Consider the following 20,914-nt stretch of genomic DNA (forward strand, 5'->3'; position numbering starts at 1 on the left):
CGGCGGATGCTCTCCTTCTTGCGCCAAAGCGATGCTGCTTGCCAGCGTGATCCCAGCCACGAAGTGGACGGGCACGCGTCTCATTGCGATGGACGCGTGGCGCGCGGCTCACGATCCAGCCATGCCTGCGCCGCAAGGAAGCGGCCGAGGCCCGGAACGGTCGAGCCGAGATTGATCGATCTCCACTTCTGGTCGAAGCCTGGCTGCTGCAGCCGCTCAATCCGCGAGAACAGATAGTCCACGAAACGCGCCACGCGCTCAAACCGGTTCGATTTAGCCGGGAAGTTGAAAGCGACGAGAGCAGTCGGCACTGCAATCGTCGTCACTCGTTCGCCTTGCTTGATCAGATTGGGATATTCTGTGGCATCGAGCGCTGCGGGAAGATAGTAGTCCTCGAATCTGCTATCGTAGGGGACCGGCAAGAACTTGAAACCCGGTTCCCACCGGCCGCGCACGAAAGCATCCACAGGCTTCGACGTTATGAAGACAACTGCGGCTACTTCGCCTTGGCGCATCTGCTCGAGCGCGATCTGATGAGGGATGAATGTCTTCTGCACGTCGAGGCCAAGACGACTGAAAATCAAGGGTCCCGAGTAGGCTGCGGCAGTGCCCATGGTATTGAAGTTCACCCTCTTGCCTACGAGGTCGCCCAGGCTCCGAATTTCGGGACGAACGAAGATATGCAGCTCGGACGGGAAAAGGTTCAGAACGTAGGCCAGCCTTTGTTGGATATCGGGCACTTGGCTTTTGTACTCGTCAAGCGAGTCGGAATTGACGATGGCGACATCGACGCCACGCAAATAGAGCAGTGAATTCACGTTCTCCGTCGGCCCACGCGTGACGATTGGCAACACGTGCAGCTTCTCGCCATCGTCCACGACGCGGGCGATTTCAGCCGCTAGACGGATTGGCGCGCCTTCAAGCAGACCTCCGGCGAGGCCAATCGTCCAGGCATTCATCGTCACCTGCGGTTTTTGTGGCGGTGCCTCACGTCGCAATTGACGCGGAGCCGGCTGCGTTTGCGCCTCCACGCGGGCGGGCTGAACCGCCACGAGCAGCAAGCCCAAGGCCGGCAGCAAAAGCAGCGGGAACAAGCCAGACCTTGCGTTCCACGCCCCTTGTAGCCTCAGCTGTCTCATGATGGCATCGTCCTCTTCCCGGCCCATTACGCAGCTTCGTACACTTCGCCTGGGCATACTATTCCTCGCATGGAGGAGCGGCGCCTACCCCTTCCGGGTGATGCCGTGCGCGCAACACGCGAAGGCCCCTGTTCCCACGAGGGCCGATGCTACCGGGTTACCAGCTCGACCTGTAGCAAGAGATCGCGCGTTCCCGCAGGACATCGGACCGTTGCGATGACCAAGCCTTCGTAGCCATCTTCGTGGTCGAACCCACACGCGATGAGACCAATTCAAAGATTAGATCGGTAACTCGAAAGGTAAGCACACGTCCGGGTTTGAAGACCATCATCACGCTGCGAGCGCGGCTGCGTGCGCGAAATCCCAATACAGCTTCCGCGCACGCGTGTAGAATGGCCCCGGCGTGAGAGGTCGATCATCGATTCGGATCACCGGCAAAACCTTGGCAAAATTGCCGCTTGAGAAGATCTCGTCTGCGGCAAGGAAGTCGGCATAGCGCAGCGTGGCTTCCACTACGGTGGTGCCACTATCGCGCAAGAGCCCGATCACCCTCTGCCTGGTAATTCCGTTTAGGAAGGTACCGTTTGCCGCCGGCGTGTAGACCGCCCCATCCTTCGCCATGAATACATTGGCATTGCCAAGTTCCGCAACGTTGCCAAGCATGTCCAGCATCAAGCAATTCTGAAAGCCGCGTGACGCGGCCTCGCTCAGCGCGCGCGAACAGTTCGGGTAAAGACAGGCGGCCTTGGCATCGACCGGCGCGCTTTCGGAACTTGGTCGGCGGAACGGCGACAGCGTGATTGCGTTGCCGACAGGCTTGGGCAACGGCGCGTCGTAAACGCAAAGGCACCAATCCATTGTTTCCGGATCGAACAGCACGCCACCGCCCACACCATTCTGGGGCCAATACATCGGGCGGATATAGAGCTCGGCATTGGGTGGAAAGCGCTTGATGCCTTCGCGAGCCAGACCCAGCCAGGTTTCGAGGCCAACGATTGGCTTGAGCCCGAAGTTGATCGCGGATTGATTGACGCGAGCGCTATGGAGCTCAAGATCGGGGGTGACGCCCTCGAAGGCGCGCGCGCCATCGAATACGGTAGAACCGAGCCACAGCCCATGGGTGCGCGGGCCCATGATCGGAATATTGCCCTCGTGCCACTGGCCTTGGAAGAACGTCCATGTGCGCGAATAGCTAACGGATCTGCTGGCGGCAGTCATGACGCTCCTCCTGAGTTACGGTCCGTAGATCACCAGCTCGCTGTCCGATAGATCTGCAAGCCGGGGACGGTGCGGGCCCTTGAAGTATTTACGGCCGCGATGTCCCCGATAGAAGCCCACCAGATCATTCATGCTGCCGTTGGCATCGAGAGCGATCATGATCCGGCCACGCCAGAGCAGGAAGCGTCCGATCGCGTTGGCGCAAGCGACATAATCAGCTACGTCGTGGCAGTAAATCAGGCGCATCGCCGGTACGCGGACCCCGCGTATGCGCATCGGCAGCAGGACGAACGGATAAACGCGCCCGTCGCCCGCGCGGCACACCACGCTGAGGCAGCCGCAAGAAGCGTGGCGCGCAAGCAGCACGACGTCGGCTTCAGACAAACCGTCGATCGCCTTCACGTCCTGCGGAACGATCTCGACACGCATGCTCTTCGCCAACGAAGACAGCGCCGGAAAGGAGAAGAACACTCCGCCGCAATAGGCATGGAATCCCTGCGCTTCGATTGTCCGCCAGGTCCAGTGCGCCGGGCTGATGTTGATATAAGTCACCTGCTTGTGGCGCTGCGCAACGCTGGTCAGCATCGACGCGTAGTTGCGGTAGGCCGGATCCACATACCAGCTTGAGAGATTGCAACGGATCGAGGTTCCGCAACCATCTTCCCGCGCGGTGTAGATCAACAGCAGAACGCCGACGGGCATCCCCGCATAGTCCAGCATGTAGCCGAAGCGCGGAAAGCCCTGGGGCACGTCACGCACGGACATGCGCCGGAGCCCATTCATCCAGTAGTAGCGCGGGCGACGCGCAAAACCGTGCGCCAAGAGATTGGCTACGGCATCAAGATCAGTTGGTTCAATTTCGCGGCACCGGATCATGATCTGAACTCCTTCCCAAGATCCGGTCCCGCTTCTTCGTTGCCGGATCGACAGGCACGAACCCGACTAGCGGATCGCGAGTGTAGTCTGGCTCGGCGAGTATCCAATCGGGTGCCGACGAGCTTGTGGACGTGATGGTGGGCCGAAATTTTGGTGGTGGAAGGGCCATCTTCTCGCGCCTCTTCTGGCTCGCCAAGGTGCGTGAGCGCGTGGTTTACGCTGTTGCCCAACCCGCCTTTTTTCGAGAGCTTTCATTGAGGGCCAACGGCCTTGAGCGAGCGGCTCGCCGAGATGCCATGTACAGCAGCCAGTTGCGATAGACGCGCCTGGCTGACGGATGCCAGACGTTTCTCAGGCCTTTCGTCAATTGATCGGCCGGGAAACAGGAGAAAAGCTCCGGACACCTGTTCGAAACGGCCTTTCGCCGGTAGTCCACCAGCGTCGCTTCCGCCGCTGCATCAAAATAGCTTTTTGGTATCGTCGGGCAGACCTCACTTTCCCCTCGGAGAAAGCGACCTATGTCCCTTCTGAATTCGCCTAACAGACTCTGCGTGTCATATTCCGGATGGCCCTGGAAATGGACGAAGAGACTCTTCTTCTGCTGCTTGACGAAGCAGTCGACGCCGGCCTCCACAGATTTGGTGAGAACGGAATATCCGCAGTCCGCTAGAGACCTTTCCTTCACCTCGTTCCATCGGGCGTGCGGTGTTCTGAATGTCGCTGGAACATCGTGCATCAAGGGGTGATCGCTCACCTTCGTTTGAGCAAAAACACCAATGCACTTCGCGGCAAGCTTATGGCGTTCCACGCCATCAATGTGCATCACAGCCCCATGGACCGCGAGACAGGAATACACCGAAGAGGTCGTATTCTCCGCGGCCCAGTCCATCACTTGAACAATGCTCGTCCAGTATGGCTCTTCCGTCAGGTGGGGAGCCTTTGGCTCGGCACCCGTCACGATGATACCGTCGAGGCTCCCCATCAGGAGGTCGTCCGTGCTGCGATAGTAGCGACGCACGTAGTCGCGCCCCCAATCGGAGCGCGGTGTGGTCTGCATCGTGTAGAAATGCATCCTGACCACCAGCTTTCCAGCCGCCGCCTCGAGCAGATCGAACAGCTGGCGTTCCGTTGCCATCAATGCGGCATCGGGCATGTTGTTGACCAGCCCGATATCGAGGCACTCGATCCGAGTTCCCATTGACGCCTTTGCGGCCGCGCCTCTGCCGAGCGCTCTCGAGAACAGGTGGTGCTCGTAGGCGTCTATATCGACCAAAATGGGCATAGGAATGCTTTCAACGCTTACATGGACTCATTCTGCAGCCTGGAGCGCCTGATCGAGGTCGGCGACGATGTCCTCCACGTGTTCGATCCCGACGCTCAGCCTGATCATCTCAGGAGTTACCCCCGCCTTCTGCTGCTCTGCCGGCGACATTTGCCGGTGGGTGGTCGATGCAGGGTGGCAGGCGAGTGACTTCGCGTCGCCGATGTTGACCAGCCGCTTGACCAGGCCCAGCGCGTCATAGAATCGCTTGCCAGCTTCAAACCCCCCGGCCACGCCGAAGGTCAGCAAAGAACACGCGCGCCCGCCCAGATATTTCTGCGTCTGCGCGTGGTAAGGACTGTCGGTGAAGCCCGCATAGTTCACCCATTCGACGCGACGGTCGTCGCGCAAAAACCGCGCCACCTTCTCGGCGTTCTGGACATGTCGATCAATCCTCACCGCAACAGTTTCGATGCCCTGGAGCAGCAGAAAGGCATTCAACGGCGCCAGAATCGAACCGGTGGTTCTCTGAGAGACGGCGCGGCAGCGCGCGATGTAGGCAGCGGCCCCGTAGCGCTGGGCAAAGACCAGCCCGTGGTACGATTCCTCGGGCTCGTTCATCATCGGAAAGCGCCGGGGATGGTCCTTCCATGGGAACCTGCCCCCATCGACGATGATGCCACCAAGCGTGGTGCCGTGCCCACCCATGAACTTCGTCAGCGACGCCACCACGATGTCCGCGCCGTACTCGATCGGTCTGAGCAGAATCGGGGTAGGCACCGTGTTGTCTACGATAAGCGGCACGCCGTGAGTGTGGGCGACCTCGGCGATTGCTTCGATGTCACAGACGTTTCCCGCCGGATTTCCGACGCTCTCGCAGAACACCGCACGCGTGTTGTCGTCGATCAGTCTCTCAATGCTCGCCGGCTGGTCGTCCTCCGCGAACCGAACCGTGATGCCCTGCCTGGGCAGGATGTGCGCAAAAAGCGTATGCGTCGTGCCGTATAGCTGCGGGACCGAAACGATGTTGCTGCCCATCTCCGCAATGTTGACCATCGCATAATTCATCGCGGCCTGACCACACGCCACGCTGAGCGCCTCGATCCCTCCTTCCATGGCGGCGACGCGCCTCTCCAACACCGCGTTAGTCGGATTGCCGATCCGGGTGTAGCGGAAGCCATCCACTTCGAGGTTGAAGAGCGCGGCTCCGTGGTCTGCGCTGTCGAAGGCGTACGAGGCGGTCTGGTAGATCGGAACTGCGACCGACTTCGTGGTTGGCTCGATGTCATAGCCACCGTGGATGGCAAGAGTCTCTCTTTTCATGGAGGCTGGCCCTCCGGCTCTTCGGTCCCGGCCGACCTCTGGGTTTCCAAGGCGCATCAAAGTACCTCGAATGCAGACGTCGTCGCCTTTTCGGTCCGCGAGAAGCGGAGCAGCTCCCGCACCGCCGCCGGCCACCTGGTAACGTCCTCGCCGTGGGTGTGGAACATAGCGACGGCGAGACGATCCATTCCAAAGGCCACGCAGGCGGTATGGGCCGGCTCGCCAGATGCATCGGCGATGCCCCAAGTGGTGCCGAAGTGATCACGATGGTAGTTGAAGCTCATGCAAGCAGTCGGCTGCTCCTGGGAGCGTAGAGGCACCAATAGCTCGAATTTCAGCGATTGCTGCTTCTGGCTCACCGCCATCATCTGGCCGACCCGGCCGAAGAACGGGTCGCTGGCGTAGTCAACCTTGAAGCTCAGCCCGAGATCGCGGGCAATTTCCTGGGCACGCAAAATCCAGCGCTCCCGGAACGCAGAAACCTGCTTGGAGCTGCCAATGCAGACATATTCGCGCATCCTAAAGGACTGCAGCCGATCAAGATGGCGCGAGGGCTCGCGACGGAAACAATCGGCAGCCACATCGAAGCACCAGCCGCCGGCTGGCACGGGACCGCGGCTTGCGGCGATCGGGTAGACCGGATAGCAGGCGGCCGGCGACAGCACGAGGTCGCCCGGCGAAAGCGATAGGGTCCAGTCTCCGGAATGCCGGCTGACCGCCGCGTCAATTTCGGCTTCCGTACCATGCAAGCCGCAGACACAGCCAAGGAGATTCGGAAAGCTCTTCAGATAACCCGACCGCTCGAGCTGCGCGCGGCTCATGACTGGAGGGAAGCGCATGACCTCGGTGCCCGGCTCACGATGCAGCGAGATCAGCGCAGCGAGCCTCTCCACGACGTCTTCATACAGCGCAGTGCGGCCATACACTCCTGGCGAACCCATCTCATGGAACAGCACGCTGGCCAAATGATCCAGCGGATCGGGCAGAAGCGGAGTGGATTCAGCCGGTGCGGCAAACATGGCGACGTTCACATCTAGCCCCTTTGTTCGAGAAATCACAAATCAATCGTGAAGCGAGAGCGGGACTGCGCTCATCAGCGTGGCGGCACCCATACTGCCGAGGATGCGGTCGTTGTTGATCATGATCGGAGCCGAAAGGACATCGCGGAGGTGACGACCGACGCTGACATTGGTATCGTTGCGATAGCCGGAGAGGCCGCAGGCGCGCATCGCGTGCATGACGGCCGAGACCGCGAGCTCGGAAGCCTCCACCTTGAGAAGGTTGATCGAGGACTGAAAGTCGAGAGACGAGAGCTCGCGCTCATCGAGTTCGCGCGCCGCATAGGAGTCGAGGTTCGCCGCGATCAGGGCGCGCAGTTTCGTCAGCGTCATTCTGGCCGAGGTGAAATGCGCTGCGCCGGGAGGCATGTTACCTCCGGCCGCGCGGGCGGCGTTGCGGATGAAGAGTTGCGAACGGTCGACCGCTGCGGCCGCGATTCCGGCCCAAACCGACGACCAGCACAAATGAGCGACGGGCGTCATCGTCTGCGCATGTACCTTGTCGTACGCAACCGGGAATATCTGCTCCGAAGAGCCCTTGAAGTTCAGCTTGAAGCCCGCGCTGCAGGTCCCACGCATGCCGAGCGTTTCCCATGCGAGCGTGGGCTCCAACGTGTAGTCCTCCCGGGTAATCGCCAGCAGCACTTGGTCGGATCCGGCTGCGTCGTCTGAGCGGCGGGCGATGGTGACGATGCCGTCAGCCTCCGCGCCGTAGGAAATAACAGTCGCGTCCCGCACCAGCGAGATCTCGGCGCCTTCGCGCTCCACCGCGGCCGAACTGAAGCGAATGTTTCCACCGTTCTGTCCCTCCGTCGTGGACGACGCCAGCAACAGCTGTTCGGCCGCTACGCGGCGCATAAGGCTTTCGTGCCAGCGGCTGCCTACTCCGTGGCGAACCAGACACGCGATCTTGGTCTGGTGCATCGCGAAGATCATTCCGGTGGAGCTGCAGGCGCGGCCGAGCGCGTAGCACATGTCAGCCACCTCGGAGATCGAAGCGCCGTCGCCGCCGAACTCGATCGGAATCTGGGCGCCCAGAAGTCTCTCCTTCCGTGCTGCTTCGATGGCCTTTCGTGGGAAACGCGCCTCACGGTCGACCTCTTCTGCCTCCATCGCCGCAGCCTCCACGACGATGGCCGCTCGCTGGGGGAACGAAGTGCTGTCGCGAGATGATACGGCTCGGCTGCGTTCCGCAGCCAAGCTGCGGAACCGGACTTCCTGCACATTCATGCCCGCCTCCAGTTTGGTGGTCGGCCAACCCCGGACCACATCAATTCGGCGAAGGCAATCTAATCGACGTCAGTTGAGGCATGGGCGGAGCAAAGGTGGATGTGACCGAGGACGTGCTCTCAGGCGGAGTACCCCCGAAGTAGAGCTACTGACCCGCACTTCACTCAGTTAGCCTCACATCGATCATGATCCGCCACGTCGCGTGATGGAGTTGAAATGCAACAGTTTACCGGCACAGTTCAGGACCGTGTTCTTTCGGTCGTCAAACGCGTCCTTAAGGAGAACGCGATCATCGCGGCCGTCTATCCGGAGTCGCGGTTGGTGGATATTGGACTCGGCTCGATGGACATGGTCACCCTAATGCTCAAGGTCGAGGCCGAATTCGATCTTACCCTTCCTCAGCCCGAAATCACGCCCGAAAACTTCCAATCGGTCAAGACGCTGGAAATATTGATTCTCAATCAACTCGGCGCCAGGCCGCGATAGGAATTGAAGCATTGAATTGACGCATTGAGCCGCAGCTTGTCCGGCTACGATCGTCGGCAGAAACTCGAATGAAATCATTTGCAAGGTCAGATATGAAAGCAGGCGTGATTGAGCGGGCCGCCGCAAGCTGCGGGCCGCGGCACGGCCCCTCTGTCGCCAAGGCCTGGCTGAAGGCCATTGAACTCACCTCGCGGATTGAGGCCGAGCCACTACGACTGTTCGCCGATGTTGTGGAAGAATGGGCGAGCCAGCAGCCCGACCGCCCTGCATTGCTCTCGGATCGCGAATCCTACACCTACAAGGAGCTCAGCTCACGAATCAACCGATATGCGTGTTGGGCACGAGATCTCGGCGTCGGTTCTGGTCGCACCGTCTGCCTACTTATGCCGAACCGACCTGACTATCTGGCCTGCTGGCTCGGCATCAGCAGCGTTGGCGGCACCGTGGCGCTAATCAACACAAGGCTGGTTGGCCAGTCGCTCGCTTTTTGCATCAACCTTGCACGTGCCGACCACATCATTCTTGCAGCCGATTGTGTGGATAGGTTTGAAGCCGCTCGTCCGCACTTGGATCGCATACCGCAAATCTGGAGACTGGGTCATGGAGGCGCTGGCGCCGATCTTGGCGCGGCGCTCGCTGACGCAGATCCGCGCCCGCTGTCTTCCGTCGAGCGAGGTGACGTCACGATCGATGGCCGCGCTCTGCTCATCTACACGTCAGGAACAACGGGGTTGCCGAAGGCCGCGAACGTCAGTCACCGCCGGATCCTCAGCTGGGGCGGATGGTTTGCCGGGCTGATGGACGCTTCCGTCGACGACCGCCTTTACGACTGCTTGCCCCTTCATCATTCCGTGGGCGGTGTCGTTGCGCCTTGCAGCATGCTTCGCGCCGGTGGCTCGGTCGTGATCGCGGAGAAATTCTCCGCAGAAGACTTCTGGGACGACATCATGTATTTCGACTGCACCATCGTCCAATATATCGGCGAACTGTGCCGCTACCTTCTAAACGCGCCGGTGTCCGGGCTAGAGGCCGTACACCGGCTGCGACTGGCCGTTGGCAACGGATTGCGCAGCGACATCTGGGAGGCGTTCACGAGGCGGTTCGCAATTCCGCAGATTCTCGAGTTCTATGCCGCCACTGAAGGCAACTTCTCGCTGTTCAACGTCGAAGGGAAACCCGGCGCGATCGGCCGAATTCCGCCGCTGCTAGCGCATCGCTTTCCCGCCGCAATCATGAAAGTCGATCCGGAGCACGGCGGCCCGGTCCGCGGCGACGGCGGACTCTGCATCGCTTGCAACCATGGTGAGGCTGGCGAGGCGATCGGGCGCATCGGCACCGCAGACCGGGGCGGCGGACATTTCGAAGGCTATACAGATCCGACTGAGACCGCGAAGAAGATCCTGCGCGACGTCTTTGCGAAAGGCGACGTCTGGTTTCGGACCGGAGATCTGATGCTTCGCGACGTGCAGGGCTACTTTCATTTCGTCGACCGGGTCGGCGACACCTTCCGTTGGAAGGGCGAGAACGTCGCGACCAGTGAGGTCAACGACGCGATCAGGGAATGCCCCGGCGTTGTTGACTCCTCGACATACGGGGTCACCGTACCCGGTGCCGATGGTCGCGCGGGCATGGCGGCTTTAGTGGTAGATCCAGATTTTGACATCGCGACGTTCGCGGAACATTTGGCTCGCCAGCTCCCCGTCTATGCCATTCCCGTTTTCGTCAGATATTGCGAGGCGCTTGACGCTACCGACACTTTCAAGCAGCAGAAGCAGCGGCTGATCCGCGAGGGCTTCGATCCTGCCGTTGTGGGGGATCGGCTGTTTTTACGCGATGCAGCGAGCGGAAATTATCACGAGATCGACCAGACCCTCCACGCGCGCCTCGTAGGGAATGAAACCAGGATCTAATCGGCTCAAGAAGCCATTTTTTGAAAAGGAGAGTGTGCATGTCGGCAAGGTCCAGAATTTTCAAGGCGATGCAGCAGATCGCAAATGAACAGAACGTCACGCTTCCGCCGCTCCACGACGATCTCGCTCTGCACGACACCGGGTTCGATTCGCTCGCGTTCGCTATCCTGGTTGCGCGACTGGAGGACGATCTCGGCAGCGACCCGTTCACCGTCGCGGAGGACGCTGCCTTCCCATCGACCGTCGGCGAATTCGTCCGGGCTTATGAGAATGTCCCAGCCTGAGGTCTTGGCACTGCGCGACTATCTCGGCCCGGAGCTGAAGGGCCGCACGATCTCCGATGCTCGGCACGTCGTCTCGCTCACCGACATTCTCGGGCACAGCTCTCTCACCGGTGAATCTCGCGACTTGTCCGGCTGCTCGGTGCTGCTTGCGACGTCGAGCCAGCTGTTGTCCGCGCTCGTGATGATCCAGCTCGACGGCGTCGTCCGCCGCATGCTTCTGTGCCCGCCCGACTTGCATTCAGATCATATCCAGGCGTTGCTTGCGCAAGCCGAGGTCGACACCATCGTCACCGATCGACCCCTGCCCGGATGCGATGCTGGCACGTACGTGGTCATCGGCGCCTGCCTACCCGAACGGCCGGGCACGGTCTGGAAGACTGAACGCGCAACCGAATGGCTGATGCTGACCTCTGGCACGTCCGGGCTGCCGAAGATCGTCGCCCATACGCTCGACGGGCTGGCCGGTGCCGTTGTCGCCGATGGGCCCGCGCGGCACCGGAACGTGACCTGGGCGACGTTCTATGACATCCGTCGCTACGGCGGCTTGCAGATCTTCCTGCGCGCCGTGATCGGCGGTGGATCATTGGTGCTGTCGGAGCCCGGAGAAGCCATCGCGGATCACGTGGCTCGGCTGCGCGCGGGGAGCGTCACCCACATTTCAGGAACACCGTCGCACTGGCGTAAGCTCCTGATGAGCGGTGCTGCCGCAGACTTTTCACCGCATTATATTCGCCTGTCCGGGGAAATCAGCGACCAGGCCGTGCTTGACGGCCTCGCCCGGTCCTTTCCGGGAGCATCGGTGGGCCATGCCTATGCTTCGACTGAGGCCGGCGTCGGCTTCTCGGTCGATGATGGGCATGAAGGTTTTCCCGCCGCCCTGATCGGCCGAAACTGCGACGGCGTCGAGATGAAGATCATCGAGGGATCGCTTCGTATACGCTCCCACCGCACCGCGAACGCCTATATCGGTGCCGGCGCGCCTTCGCTTCTGGATGCCGAGGGCTTCGTCGACACCGGTGACATGGTGGAATTGCGCGACGGACGCTATCACTTCGTCGGCCGGCGCGGCGGCATCATCAACATCGGCGGACTGAAGGTCCATCCAGAGGAGGTCGAGGCCGTTATCAATCAACATGGCTCCGTCCGGATGTCGCGCGCGCGACCGCGCAAGAGCCCGATAACTGGCGCCATCGTCATCGCCGACGTCGTCCTCGCCGATGGCACCGATGCGGCCTGCCGCGAAACGATCCGCCTGGAGATTCTCAGCCGGTGCAAGCACTCGCTGCCTGCACACAAGGTGCCTGCCGTGGTCTGCTTCGTCGAGCGGCTGGACGTCACTGCAGCCGGCAAGCTGGCGCGCACCGATGCGTAACGTCCTCGTCACCGGCGGCAGTCGCGGCATCGGCCTTGCAGTGGCTAACAGGCTGGCCTCATCCGGCGACTACAACGTGGTCGCGATCGCCCGCAGCGAGAGCAACGGCCTTGCGCGAGTCATCAGCGATGCTGGGCCGGACCGCCTGCACTTCAGAGCGTTCGATCTTGCCCAAATCGACCGGATTCCCGCGTTCGTGAAAGAGCTGCGCGACGCCTTCGGCGCGATCTATGGCCTCATCAACAATGCCGGGATCGGCACCGAAGGCCTGCTGTCCAACATGCACAATTCCGAGATCGAGGCGTTGATCCGTCTGAATGTCCTGTCGCCGATCGTTCTGACCAAATACGTGGCTCGTCATATGATGGCTGAGGGAGCGGGGCGTATAGTCAACATTTCATCCATCATCGCCTCAACCGGTTACCACGGCCTGTCGGTCTATGCCGCCTCAAAGGCGGCCGCCGCCGGTTTCACCCGCTCGCTGGCTCGCGAAGTTGGCAAGCTCGGGATTACCGTGAATGCGATCGCACCCGGCTTTGTCGACACCGAACTGACCAGATCGTTGGACGATGAGGGTCGCCGGCGCATCGCGGGACGCAGCGCGTTGCGCCGCCTGCCCGAGGTCGACGACGTCGCGTCGATGGTCGAGTATCTCCTAGGCGAAGGCGGTCGGAACATCACCGGCACCCTCCTGACTGTAGACGCCGGCAACACCGCCTGATGGCTTGGACAATGAACGCACTCACAAGCATCCAGTGGCGCAGATCAATACGATTTGCCAATACTTCGAGGCAGCTGGCACCTCGTTCATCACGGTCTGTACAAGTCAAGGCCATCTCGTCGGTCGGGTTTCTTGCGAGCTCATCCAAATTAGGATGAGGCTGCTGGGAGGAATTGGCCATGGTGGTGTCGCTTGCGTCAAAATGGTCTCTTTATATTCTTTGCAGAACGTCGGATTATGTTGGACCTTAAGATAATTTGCGGCCACCACGGCGCATGAAGCATGCGCCATTACACTTTTCGAGGTGACCAATGCGGTTTGCCCTTATTGAAACCGGCCATTGCAACGTGGATCTCAAGCCATCGCCGATCGAGCCATCCTGGATTATCGATGGCAATCCTGAAGCCCGATCGCACGTGCTGGCGACCAGCGCGGATGGCACTGCGACAACCGTCATCTGGTCTTGCACCGATGGCAAGTTCAACTGGTATTACGATGTCGACGAGACCATCGTGATCCAGGAAGGATCGATCGTGCTCGAGAGTGAGGGTATGCCGCCGAAGCGTTACGGCGTCGGCGACGTTATCTTTTTTCGAAATGGTGCGCAGGCCAAATGGCATGTCGAGGGCCACGTGAAGAAAGTGGCCTTCTTTCGCCAGACAAACCCGTTGGGGCTAGGTTTGGTCGTTCGTGCCGTCAACAAGCTAAAGCGCATGTTCTTCCCATCCCACGGGCGTGCCCGCATCACCGCTGTTGGCTCACGACTTTCATAGCGAGCCCTGATTGGAATTAAAGATCGCATGCCGAAGATTTGGTTTGCCGGGGTCTAGCTAGGGTCTGGCGGCACGGAGAACAAGCCTTGCGCTGCCTTGCTGTACCCAATGAACTACTCCGAAATTTCCATCTAGCGCTCTGCACAGGGACGGCCGAACAGAGTAACGACGTCAGCTGCCCTCGTTAGAGCGAGCGGATGATAACCCATGACCCCTTGCGTGGACTGTGAGCCGTCCGTGCGCATCGTGCCCGCCGGAACCCCTGAAGGATGAAGCCGCAATGTCCATCAAGCACTGTTGAGCTCAAACGGCGCAGTAGGGCGACATCCTGCCTGTCTGCGGAACTTGGAATCGGCCGGCAGCTAAGCCGGCCGTGCATTCCTCCGATTCAGCATGGTGATGAAGATGATCGACGAGCATTTTGTGCGCTTGAGAGCACACCGCAACAATATTCATCGTTATCGCGGATTGCTCAGGGGCAACCTGACCCACTATGAGCGGCAGTTCGTCGAAAGGCGCTTAGCGGAAGAAAGCTTAGCGATGCAAAACATAACGGCGAGCGCCGTGCCGCTCGAGAGCATGTCGTCTTCGAAAAGTGCCGTACCGCAACCGCCTCCGGTACCGTAGCGGACCAGATGGTCGGAACCTTCTTTGTCACGTGGCCGCCGATGAGCGCAATCGAAACGGCCACCTCCTCGGCGGGGGCGTGTGTATACACTCCTCAACAATCGAGCCTATATCGGTGAGGCCGTCCACAAGGTGAGCCTAAGAACTAAAGCAGGTGACGCGCGCGCTCAGGCCCCGCGCTTATGGACCGCCTCATGTTTGGTACGGACGGCGCCGCCATGTCTCGTACCCAAACCCGGAAGTCAGGACGGCTTTATCGCTACTAATTAGTCAGAGCGCGATCAGCGTGGTCAATCGGAAGTCCTATCAGGCTCGCACCGGCTGCCGAACTCGAGCTGATTGTCATGGATCAGCTTCGCGTGCTTCCCGAACGGCATCCTTCAGACCTGGCGCCCGCCGCAAGAAACGCAAGGACATCAGCGAGACCGACGTTCGCGACGCCCTCCTTTGTCGACGAGTTCTGGAATGTGCTTTTCCCTGCAAACAGGGCCTGACCTCCCCATCCGCAGAACTCGGCCCGGGATTAAACCGCCGCCTCGCACCGAGGGCATTCTGACAGGCTTCCAGCCGGCGGGGCTTGATCTCTCAGTTGACGGATTCGATCCCCATTGGGTGGGACAAGCAGGAAGGCCTTCTTGGCAAATAGGTGCGCGCACATTCTTGCGCTCCGCGAGCGAGTGGCGAACCCAAACCGCTATCCAGCTGCGCAGGAGCTTATCTGGTGAGTATGCACTTAGATCACATGCGGATTCACGACCGGATATCCTCTCAATAAATAGGCATGGAATCGTGAGGCGCGCCCGTCGGAATTGGCGTCAATGCTATCCACATGTCGCCGCCGACGTGCTGTTCAAAAGAAAGACATGGCCGCGTCGGGCAGCGACCATTCCAGGTGCCAGTGACGCGCGGGGAAAGCGGAGCCAATTTGCCGCAAGGTTCAGATCCGTATTATCCGACCGAACACCCGGAGCGCCGCGCCACAGCCGTGACGGGCAACCGGCCGGGCGACACCACCACACGCCGCTCGGGTTCACTCGCGCTCGCAAATGAAGTGAAAAAGACCAATTTCAGCATGCAGGGCCCCTACGCGTGGTCCTGCCCCGGCCGCAGAGGCTACAAACAGTTTCGCTATATGGCGGCTCCATAATGGCTCACGTCTCCCCGCGGCCCATCCGCTTAACTCAAGTGTAGTTCAAGGAAAGCGCACAGGGCGACGCGCCTCGCCCTAGCAATTGCGAATCGAATGTTAGAATTTCGCCGACTGATGAGCTTTACAACGAAGCCTATCAATAGCGTGGTAGTTCGTTATAAAGCTGCGAAAGACTTCGACCTCGATCCCGGTGAGGGCATGGAATAGACGCTGTGGCCGAGACCGCGCTTGAGCTCCGCACCCTCATGAAAGGTAAAGGCTTAAACACCTGCCCAAGCTGACCGGAGGCATAGCGCCGCTGGAAAAGCCGCTCCAGAGCAACTGGAGGCCCCGGCTGGGCCAACTTTTTCGCCTCCATGAAGGCGACCGAGAATGGCTTGTGCAAATGCCCACAGCGGCAGGGTTAGGGGAAATCCCATCGACGAGTGAGACGTGTCCCCCGTCTTCGTCTAGCTGAATTCGTCGCCGCGTCCAAACTGATGGACCGGATAGATTGTCCGGAGAACCTGCCGAAAGAGGCGGCGAAGCAGCACGGCGGCTCGCGGGCGGTCCGGACAAGCCCGTTACAACCTAATCCTTTTTAGCCGTGGCATTTTCGACCGGTTAGGGTCAGGTTCAGTCCTGAAGGGAACTCTAGCCAAGAGCGTTCTCATGGTTCACTCGCCATCGGTCGTGCCGCAGAGTGCGGCTGACCACGACGTCTACATTGTGCTCGAGGACTTCGGCGGCCGTCTCGGGCGAGCCTGGTCCGAAACGGCAGAAGAGGGTAGCAATCGTGCGACTCTGCTGCGGCACCTCATCGAAGGCCATTACATTCGTCCAGCTCGCATTGTCGCCTTCAACACGAGCGAGGGATGGTCGCGCGATGTGACCGGGGATATCGCGGATGAGCTGCGCCGTCGCTTCGTCGAATTCGACGACGTGGCGCCTTCTATGCTGGAATTCCTTGAGAGAGCGGCCAGGCACTAAGGGACAGATTGGAGCGCAGCTGAACTGTAGGTTTGGGCTGCCCGGTTTGACCCCACCCTCGCCCGCCAGGAAGCCGGACCGCCGGGGAATCATGATCGCGAGGTGTTCCGTCGGCTGCTTCGAGGCGGCATGCGGCCCCAACAAGAAGCTAGGCCAGATGCACTCTGCACGAGTGTGTGACCTGCTTGTTTTCTGTAACCGGTGCAGCCACAACGTGACGCTCTCGGCAGAATTTGTCGATCGCTGGCCCGATGACCTCCCGCCCTCTAAGCTCGGCCCCCGGTTCATCTGCCAGATCGGTAATCACGAAGGATGGTGAGACGGAACGTAGTGGGCCTCTTCCATCCTTGACCTGTATTACTACGGCCGTCCGCACCCCTTCCCATCAGGCAGCGCCGCGTCTCCGATGCTTTGCGACTTCGGCGAGCGCAGCATCCAGATTGTCATCTCCACACCCACATTTTGGACGGTTAGCTTTCGTGCAGACCAGCATACTTCAAGCCGGCGCCGAACTCCTTGCCACTGCCCTCTACGATGTTTCCCATACACACTGGTGCCGCCAAGCTTAACGCCGGGGCTCGAAAAGCTCACCTTTGACCGGCCGCGCTTGACGGCTGGCCGCGTTCGGATCCTGCTTGTTCGTCTCGCGACGTCAGAGAGAATTTCCGGAAGCTCAGAGGCTCAGCTGTTTCGGCACCATCGCTTTGTGGAACGATTCATAAAAAGTGAGTTCGTCCTCAAAGAAATCCAAAAATAACAGAAGAGGGTACGACCATGCCCCGATCCGTGGACGAGTTGAGGCGCGAGTCCTAGCGTGGTACGAGAAATCGACGCAAAGAGCGCATTCCCTAAGCGGCCAATCTTGTTGATGAATTTGGTAGCGGGAGAGCGCTACATGGCTAAACCCACGACTGCGGAGGCGCTGTTCTTTTACCGGAGGGCAGCTTAACTCCGACCTTGTGCCTTGATAGCCCGCCGGAGGCCGCCGTTCTTACGCGGTCCACGCACGCCCGTGCGCCGACGTAAAATTCACGATTCCGAGGGAGCCGCTGATTAAGCGGCGTATGATTTGCTGGGAACGTCAATGTCCATTCCGACAATCGAGTCGCGAGAGCTGATGCCGATCGGTGGCCGCATGAGCGAGTGGCATGTCTCTTCCTCGCAAGCCCTCACGCCTACGGCGTCGAGATCAATCCACGAGCTGTTGCAACTATCCAGCGGTCGCCCCAACGCACGATAGAGTCTATTCGGCCAATGCCGCGGACCACGTCGCCCTGTGCTGCCATCCGAATCCCATCGGGCCCTTCGAGCACCGCCGTTCCGCCGCGAACGTCAAGGACTGCCCAACCCTCAATAGTCGTTGGTCTTGTCTCGGGGACCGACAGGAACCGCCTCGCAGGCTCAACCGAGCCGGTCACAGACATGTCCGCCTCGACAGCCGAAGAAGCTGGGTTCGAAGCTTCCGCCGATTGCGTCCCACTGGACGCTTTGGCCAGCGGCTTCGGAGCAAAGCTCCCGCTGACTGTGGAGAGTTGACCTGAAGCAGCCGGTGTTCGTGCTATCTTTCGAGCGCTTTCGGCCTTACCGCCTGACTTTGTGTCAGGCATGCGGCGCGAGGCCGTTTCTATCTGAGCAATTGGGTTGAGAGCCGAGATAGTTGCAGGACCATACCAAGCGCCCGCCCATCCCAATCCAGTGCCCCCACCCAATGCGACCATGAGGAGCAAAATAGTACGTTTTGAATGACCGTTTGGCGCCAGCCGCGCCAGGACCTCATTTCGATTGGAGGCCGAGAAATCCAGTTGGTCGAGAGTGACGGGCCACGTCGCGACCTCCCCACTGCCGTGATCCGCGACCGTCTCGATCCTTTCCAAGGTATTCGCATGGTGCAATTGCATGCTCGGGTCCCTTGTGATCCCCAATGATCATACCGGGAACTAAACCAACCCTTAACAGCCGATGCACCTCAGCACGAATAAGACAGCAGTGGATCACCTAGCAGACAAAGGTCGATGTCTGGCGGCCGCATGGGCGCGACCGGTTGACGGCGGGGATTATGTTTCACAAGCGTGAACTGCGCGACCAGCTTGCATCCGCGCCCGGATCTATCGTCAGGAGCACAATGGACCACCGTGCCTCCAGATTTGAGCCGCATGGCGTCCCATCTCGGCGCGAAGGGTCATGGGGGGCGGGGGCGCAACACCGGGAGTTTTCGATGTCCGATTATTTGCGATTTTGCTTCGCTGGTTTGGTACTCAAAACTCTTTCGACGGCGCCTGCGTCCTCTGGCATACCCTGACGCGCCGCCGCGCGATCAACGAACTCCTGGCGCTGCTATAGCCGAATTGCCACACGAACAAAGGTTCCGCGCGCCTGCCCTCAGTTTAGCACCGCGTTAGACGGACATTCGACTACGATGACAGTCCCCTCTAAGCTCCTCCACAATCGTCCGCAGACGTTCACTGGCACAGGTACAAGCCAGGCGATTACTGGACATTACCTGCCCCTGAATGACCCGGACTCGGGAGTCGACGGAAATGGTCGGTGCGAAGCTCAGTGAGCTGGAGCTGAAGCCGCCAAATGCTCCCAGTACTCTGCTTCTGCGAGCAGCTTCCAGCTCCGCTCGGGACAACGCGCGGCGGTCTGCCGGCAGAGCGACGCCATTGCGCGAAAACGGCGGACAGCTTCCATCTCCAACCTCCCGTGTTTTCTTTCCCCAAGCATATTTTTTTATTTTGCGGTGGAGCAACATGATTATGCGCCATAATCAAATTTGTGGTTTTGGCGGCACCCGTTCGGTTCCGACGATGCATCCGAGCGGAACTATTTCGCATCAGATTTCACATCCATTTCGAATGTATTGGTTTGAACGTCATTGCGCAGCTCCGCACGACCGGCGCACTCCGCGGAGGTATCGGGCAGCAACACCATGCGCGACGCTCGCCAGCAGGCATTCAATGTCAGAATCCGAACCGACTGGCCACGAAGAATCTTCTTTAGTCGGTCCGTTGCTGAGAACCGAACCATATTGGCGATCAGCCCGGCGCAAATGCTGGGCTTATTCGTCACGCTCATCCCCGCGGACCGAGCTCGACGAACGAGCAAGTGCGCTGGCAACCGAGCCTTAGCAATTTCTGGATTGCAACCAGCAGCCTCGCAGAGGATCAGCTCTCGAGAACGCTGTCGTTTCCCTTCGGTCCCGCGACGGTCTGATGCTCGGGGATCTGGCGCGGGCGATAGCGCAACTCACGCTCGCGTGGAGCTGGGCGTTCGGACGGATTGCGACCGATCTTAGCTTGGAGTTCGGTAAGGTCGGTGAACACGTCGGCTTGGCGGCGCAGCTCGTCGGCGATCATCGGCGGCTGGCTCGCAATCGTGGAAATAACGTTGACCCGCACGCCGCGCCGCTGCACCGCCTCGACCAAGGACCTGAAGTCGCCGTCACCGGAGAACAGCACCATCTCGTCGATATGCTCGGCGAGCTCCATCGCATTGACGGCGAGCTCGATGTCCATGTTGCCCTTGACCTTGCGCCGGCCGCCGGCGTCGATGAACTCCTTGGTCGGCTTGGTGACGACCGTGTAGCCGTTATAATCAAGCCAGTCGATGAGCGGACGTATCGAGGAATACTCCTGGTCCTCGATTGTGGCAGTGTAGTAGAATGCGCGCAGAAGCGTACCGCGACTCTGAAATTCGCCCAGCAGGCGCTTATAATCGATGTCGAAGCCGAGCGTCTTGGCTGTGGCATAGAGATTGGCTCCGTCGATGAAGAGCGCAATCTTGCTGGGAGACGACATGTTGTGATCTCGGAAGCACGAAGTGCCATGCTGCGGGAATATGAACCCGCCAATGAGGCGGCACTTCCAAAGCTTTCATCAAAGCGGACTTTCACATGCTATACTGCGGTCCTTTAGCCTTCAAACAGTTTTGCTTTGGCCAAAATTAAATTCGCAACACCCCAGGGCTACGAAAATTCCGCCCGGCCCGCGTAAAAGGGTATGTCCGTCCCAGGTGGATAGGATCAGCCGCTTCGGCTATGCTCGACTTGTCCGCAATTTTGTGCAACGCAATGCCTGACCGACTCGAAATCTTTGACATCGCCTTAGAACGGCGAGGCCGAGCATGGACCTGGCGCGTGTGCACCCGGGAACGGACGACCGTGATGTCCGGACGGGAGGACAGCCGCGCCGCTGCCAGATACAGAGCAGCCAGGGCACTTTTCCTGATCCTGCTCTCGGCCCCCTATCGAGCTGCGAGATCGAGAGCGTCCAACAGAGGTCCAACTCAACAGGTAGGACACTCGCCAGATCCGTCACAGCGAAAGATGGCTTCATAGCTCCGTGCGCCGGTGGCGAGCGCATACAGGCGAACCTTGAAGCCGAGATGCTTCAGCGAGGCATGTTCTTCGAAATCTACTTCTTCAACAGCATTCCCAAAGTACGCGCCATTCGCCTCACTGATCCGGTGTGGCGGCCCAGTTCGGCTGCTATCTTCGATACGCCAGCTCCTGCCCTGGC

The 20,914-nt window shown here is 59.9% G+C and carries 17 protein-coding genes; 8 read left to right on the forward strand and 9 right to left on the reverse strand.

What is annotated here, in order from left to right; translation table 11 throughout:
* Positions 1-80: 80 nt before the first annotated feature.
* The 7 genes from JQ591_RS24555 to JQ591_RS24585 form a co-directional block, all read right to left on the reverse strand.
* Positions 81-1,139: a TAXI family TRAP transporter solute-binding subunit gene (locus JQ591_RS24555; RefSeq protein ID WP_211398542.1), complete on the reverse strand. Its 1,059-nt coding sequence runs from the start codon at positions 1,137-1,139 to the stop codon at positions 81-83.
* A gap of 330 nt (positions 1,140-1,469) precedes the next feature.
* Positions 1,470-2,357 carry a branched-chain amino acid aminotransferase gene (locus JQ591_RS24560; protein ID WP_211398543.1) on the reverse strand — a complete coding sequence of 296 codons (888 nt, stop codon included), beginning with the start codon at positions 2,355-2,357 and terminating at the stop codon, positions 1,470-1,472.
* Between the two features lie 15 nt (positions 2,358-2,372).
* Positions 2,373-3,233 carry an acyl-CoA acyltransferase gene (locus JQ591_RS24565; protein WP_211398544.1) on the reverse strand — a complete coding sequence of 287 codons (861 nt, stop codon included), beginning with the start codon at positions 3,231-3,233 and terminating at the stop codon, positions 2,373-2,375.
* Positions 3,234-3,447: 214 nt separating this feature from the next.
* Positions 3,448-4,515 carry a homoserine O-succinyltransferase MetA gene (metA, locus tag JQ591_RS24570; protein ID WP_211398545.1) on the reverse strand — a complete coding sequence of 356 codons (1,068 nt, stop codon included), beginning with the start codon at positions 4,513-4,515 and terminating at the stop codon, positions 3,448-3,450.
* A 27-nt stretch (positions 4,516-4,542) separates the two neighbouring features.
* Positions 4,543-5,817, reverse strand: coding sequence for an O-acetylhomoserine aminocarboxypropyltransferase/cysteine synthase family protein (locus tag JQ591_RS24575; RefSeq protein ID WP_211398546.1), 1,275 nt, complete (start codon positions 5,815-5,817; stop codon positions 4,543-4,545).
* Between the two features lie 56 nt (positions 5,818-5,873).
* A complete protein-coding gene (locus JQ591_RS24580; protein WP_249137666.1) occupies positions 5,874-6,836 on the reverse strand; it encodes an amino acid--[acyl-carrier-protein] ligase in 963 nt (320 codons plus the stop codon).
* A 42-nt stretch (positions 6,837-6,878) separates the two neighbouring features.
* The gene (locus JQ591_RS24585; RefSeq protein ID WP_211398548.1) at positions 6,879-8,105 is read right to left on the reverse strand and encodes an acyl-CoA dehydrogenase family protein; all 1,227 of its coding nucleotides are present in this window, start codon (positions 8,103-8,105) and stop codon (positions 6,879-6,881) included.
* Between the two features lie 216 nt (positions 8,106-8,321).
* Here JQ591_RS24585 and JQ591_RS24590 point away from each other — a divergent pair, with 216 nt between their 5' ends.
* The 8 genes from JQ591_RS24590 to JQ591_RS24625 all read left to right on the forward strand — a co-directional run bounded on the left by JQ591_RS24590 (position 8,322) and on the right by JQ591_RS24625 (position 16,397).
* On the forward strand, positions 8,322-8,591 hold the full coding sequence (locus JQ591_RS24590) for a phosphopantetheine-binding protein (protein ID WP_211398549.1): 270 nt from the start codon (positions 8,322-8,324) through the stop codon (positions 8,589-8,591).
* 92 nt (positions 8,592-8,683) lie between these two features.
* Positions 8,684-10,501, forward strand: coding sequence for a long-chain-acyl-CoA synthetase (locus JQ591_RS24595; RefSeq protein ID WP_211398730.1), 1,818 nt, complete (start codon positions 8,684-8,686; stop codon positions 10,499-10,501).
* Between the two features lie 38 nt (positions 10,502-10,539).
* Entirely contained in the window at positions 10,540-10,785 is a 246-nt protein-coding gene (locus JQ591_RS24600; RefSeq protein WP_211398550.1) for an acyl carrier protein, read from the forward strand.
* Positions 10,772-12,157, forward strand: a complete 1,386-nt coding sequence (locus tag JQ591_RS24605; RefSeq protein ID WP_211398551.1) for a class I adenylate-forming enzyme family protein — start codon at positions 10,772-10,774, stop codon at positions 12,155-12,157. Before JQ591_RS24600 ends, JQ591_RS24605 begins: the two co-directional genes overlap by 14 nt.
* A complete protein-coding gene (locus JQ591_RS24610) occupies positions 12,150-12,878 on the forward strand; it encodes an SDR family NAD(P)-dependent oxidoreductase (RefSeq protein WP_211398552.1) in 729 nt (242 codons plus the stop codon). Before JQ591_RS24605 ends, JQ591_RS24610 begins: the two co-directional genes overlap by 8 nt.
* Before the next feature lie 311 nt (positions 12,879-13,189).
* Positions 13,190-13,651, forward strand: coding sequence for a cupin domain-containing protein (locus JQ591_RS24615; protein WP_211398553.1), 462 nt, complete (start codon positions 13,190-13,192; stop codon positions 13,649-13,651).
* Positions 13,652-14,050: 399 nt separating this feature from the next.
* A complete protein-coding gene (locus JQ591_RS24620; protein ID WP_249137620.1) occupies positions 14,051-14,278 on the forward strand; it encodes a hypothetical protein in 228 nt (75 codons plus the stop codon).
* A 1,801-nt stretch (positions 14,279-16,079) separates the two neighbouring features.
* Positions 16,080-16,397 (forward strand): hypothetical protein, encoded by a 318-nt coding sequence (locus JQ591_RS24625; protein WP_211398554.1) that lies wholly within the window; start codon positions 16,080-16,082, stop codon positions 16,395-16,397.
* A gap of 2,823 nt (positions 16,398-19,220) precedes the next feature.
* On the opposite strand, the gene JQ591_RS24630 is transcribed toward JQ591_RS24625, so the two are convergent.
* Together JQ591_RS24630 and JQ591_RS24635 are read right to left on the reverse strand one after the other, a co-directional pair.
* Positions 19,221-19,466: a hypothetical protein gene (locus JQ591_RS24630; protein WP_211398555.1), complete on the reverse strand. Its 246-nt coding sequence runs from the start codon at positions 19,464-19,466 to the stop codon at positions 19,221-19,223.
* Positions 19,467-19,561: 95 nt separating this feature from the next.
* Positions 19,562-20,194 (reverse strand): NYN domain-containing protein, encoded by a 633-nt coding sequence (locus JQ591_RS24635; protein WP_211398556.1) that lies wholly within the window; start codon positions 20,192-20,194, stop codon positions 19,562-19,564.
* Positions 20,195-20,914: the final 720 nt, after the last annotated feature.

Source organism: Bradyrhizobium canariense (assembly GCF_018130465.1).
GTDB classification, from domain to species: domain Bacteria; phylum Pseudomonadota; class Alphaproteobacteria; order Rhizobiales; family Xanthobacteraceae; genus Bradyrhizobium; species Bradyrhizobium canariense_C.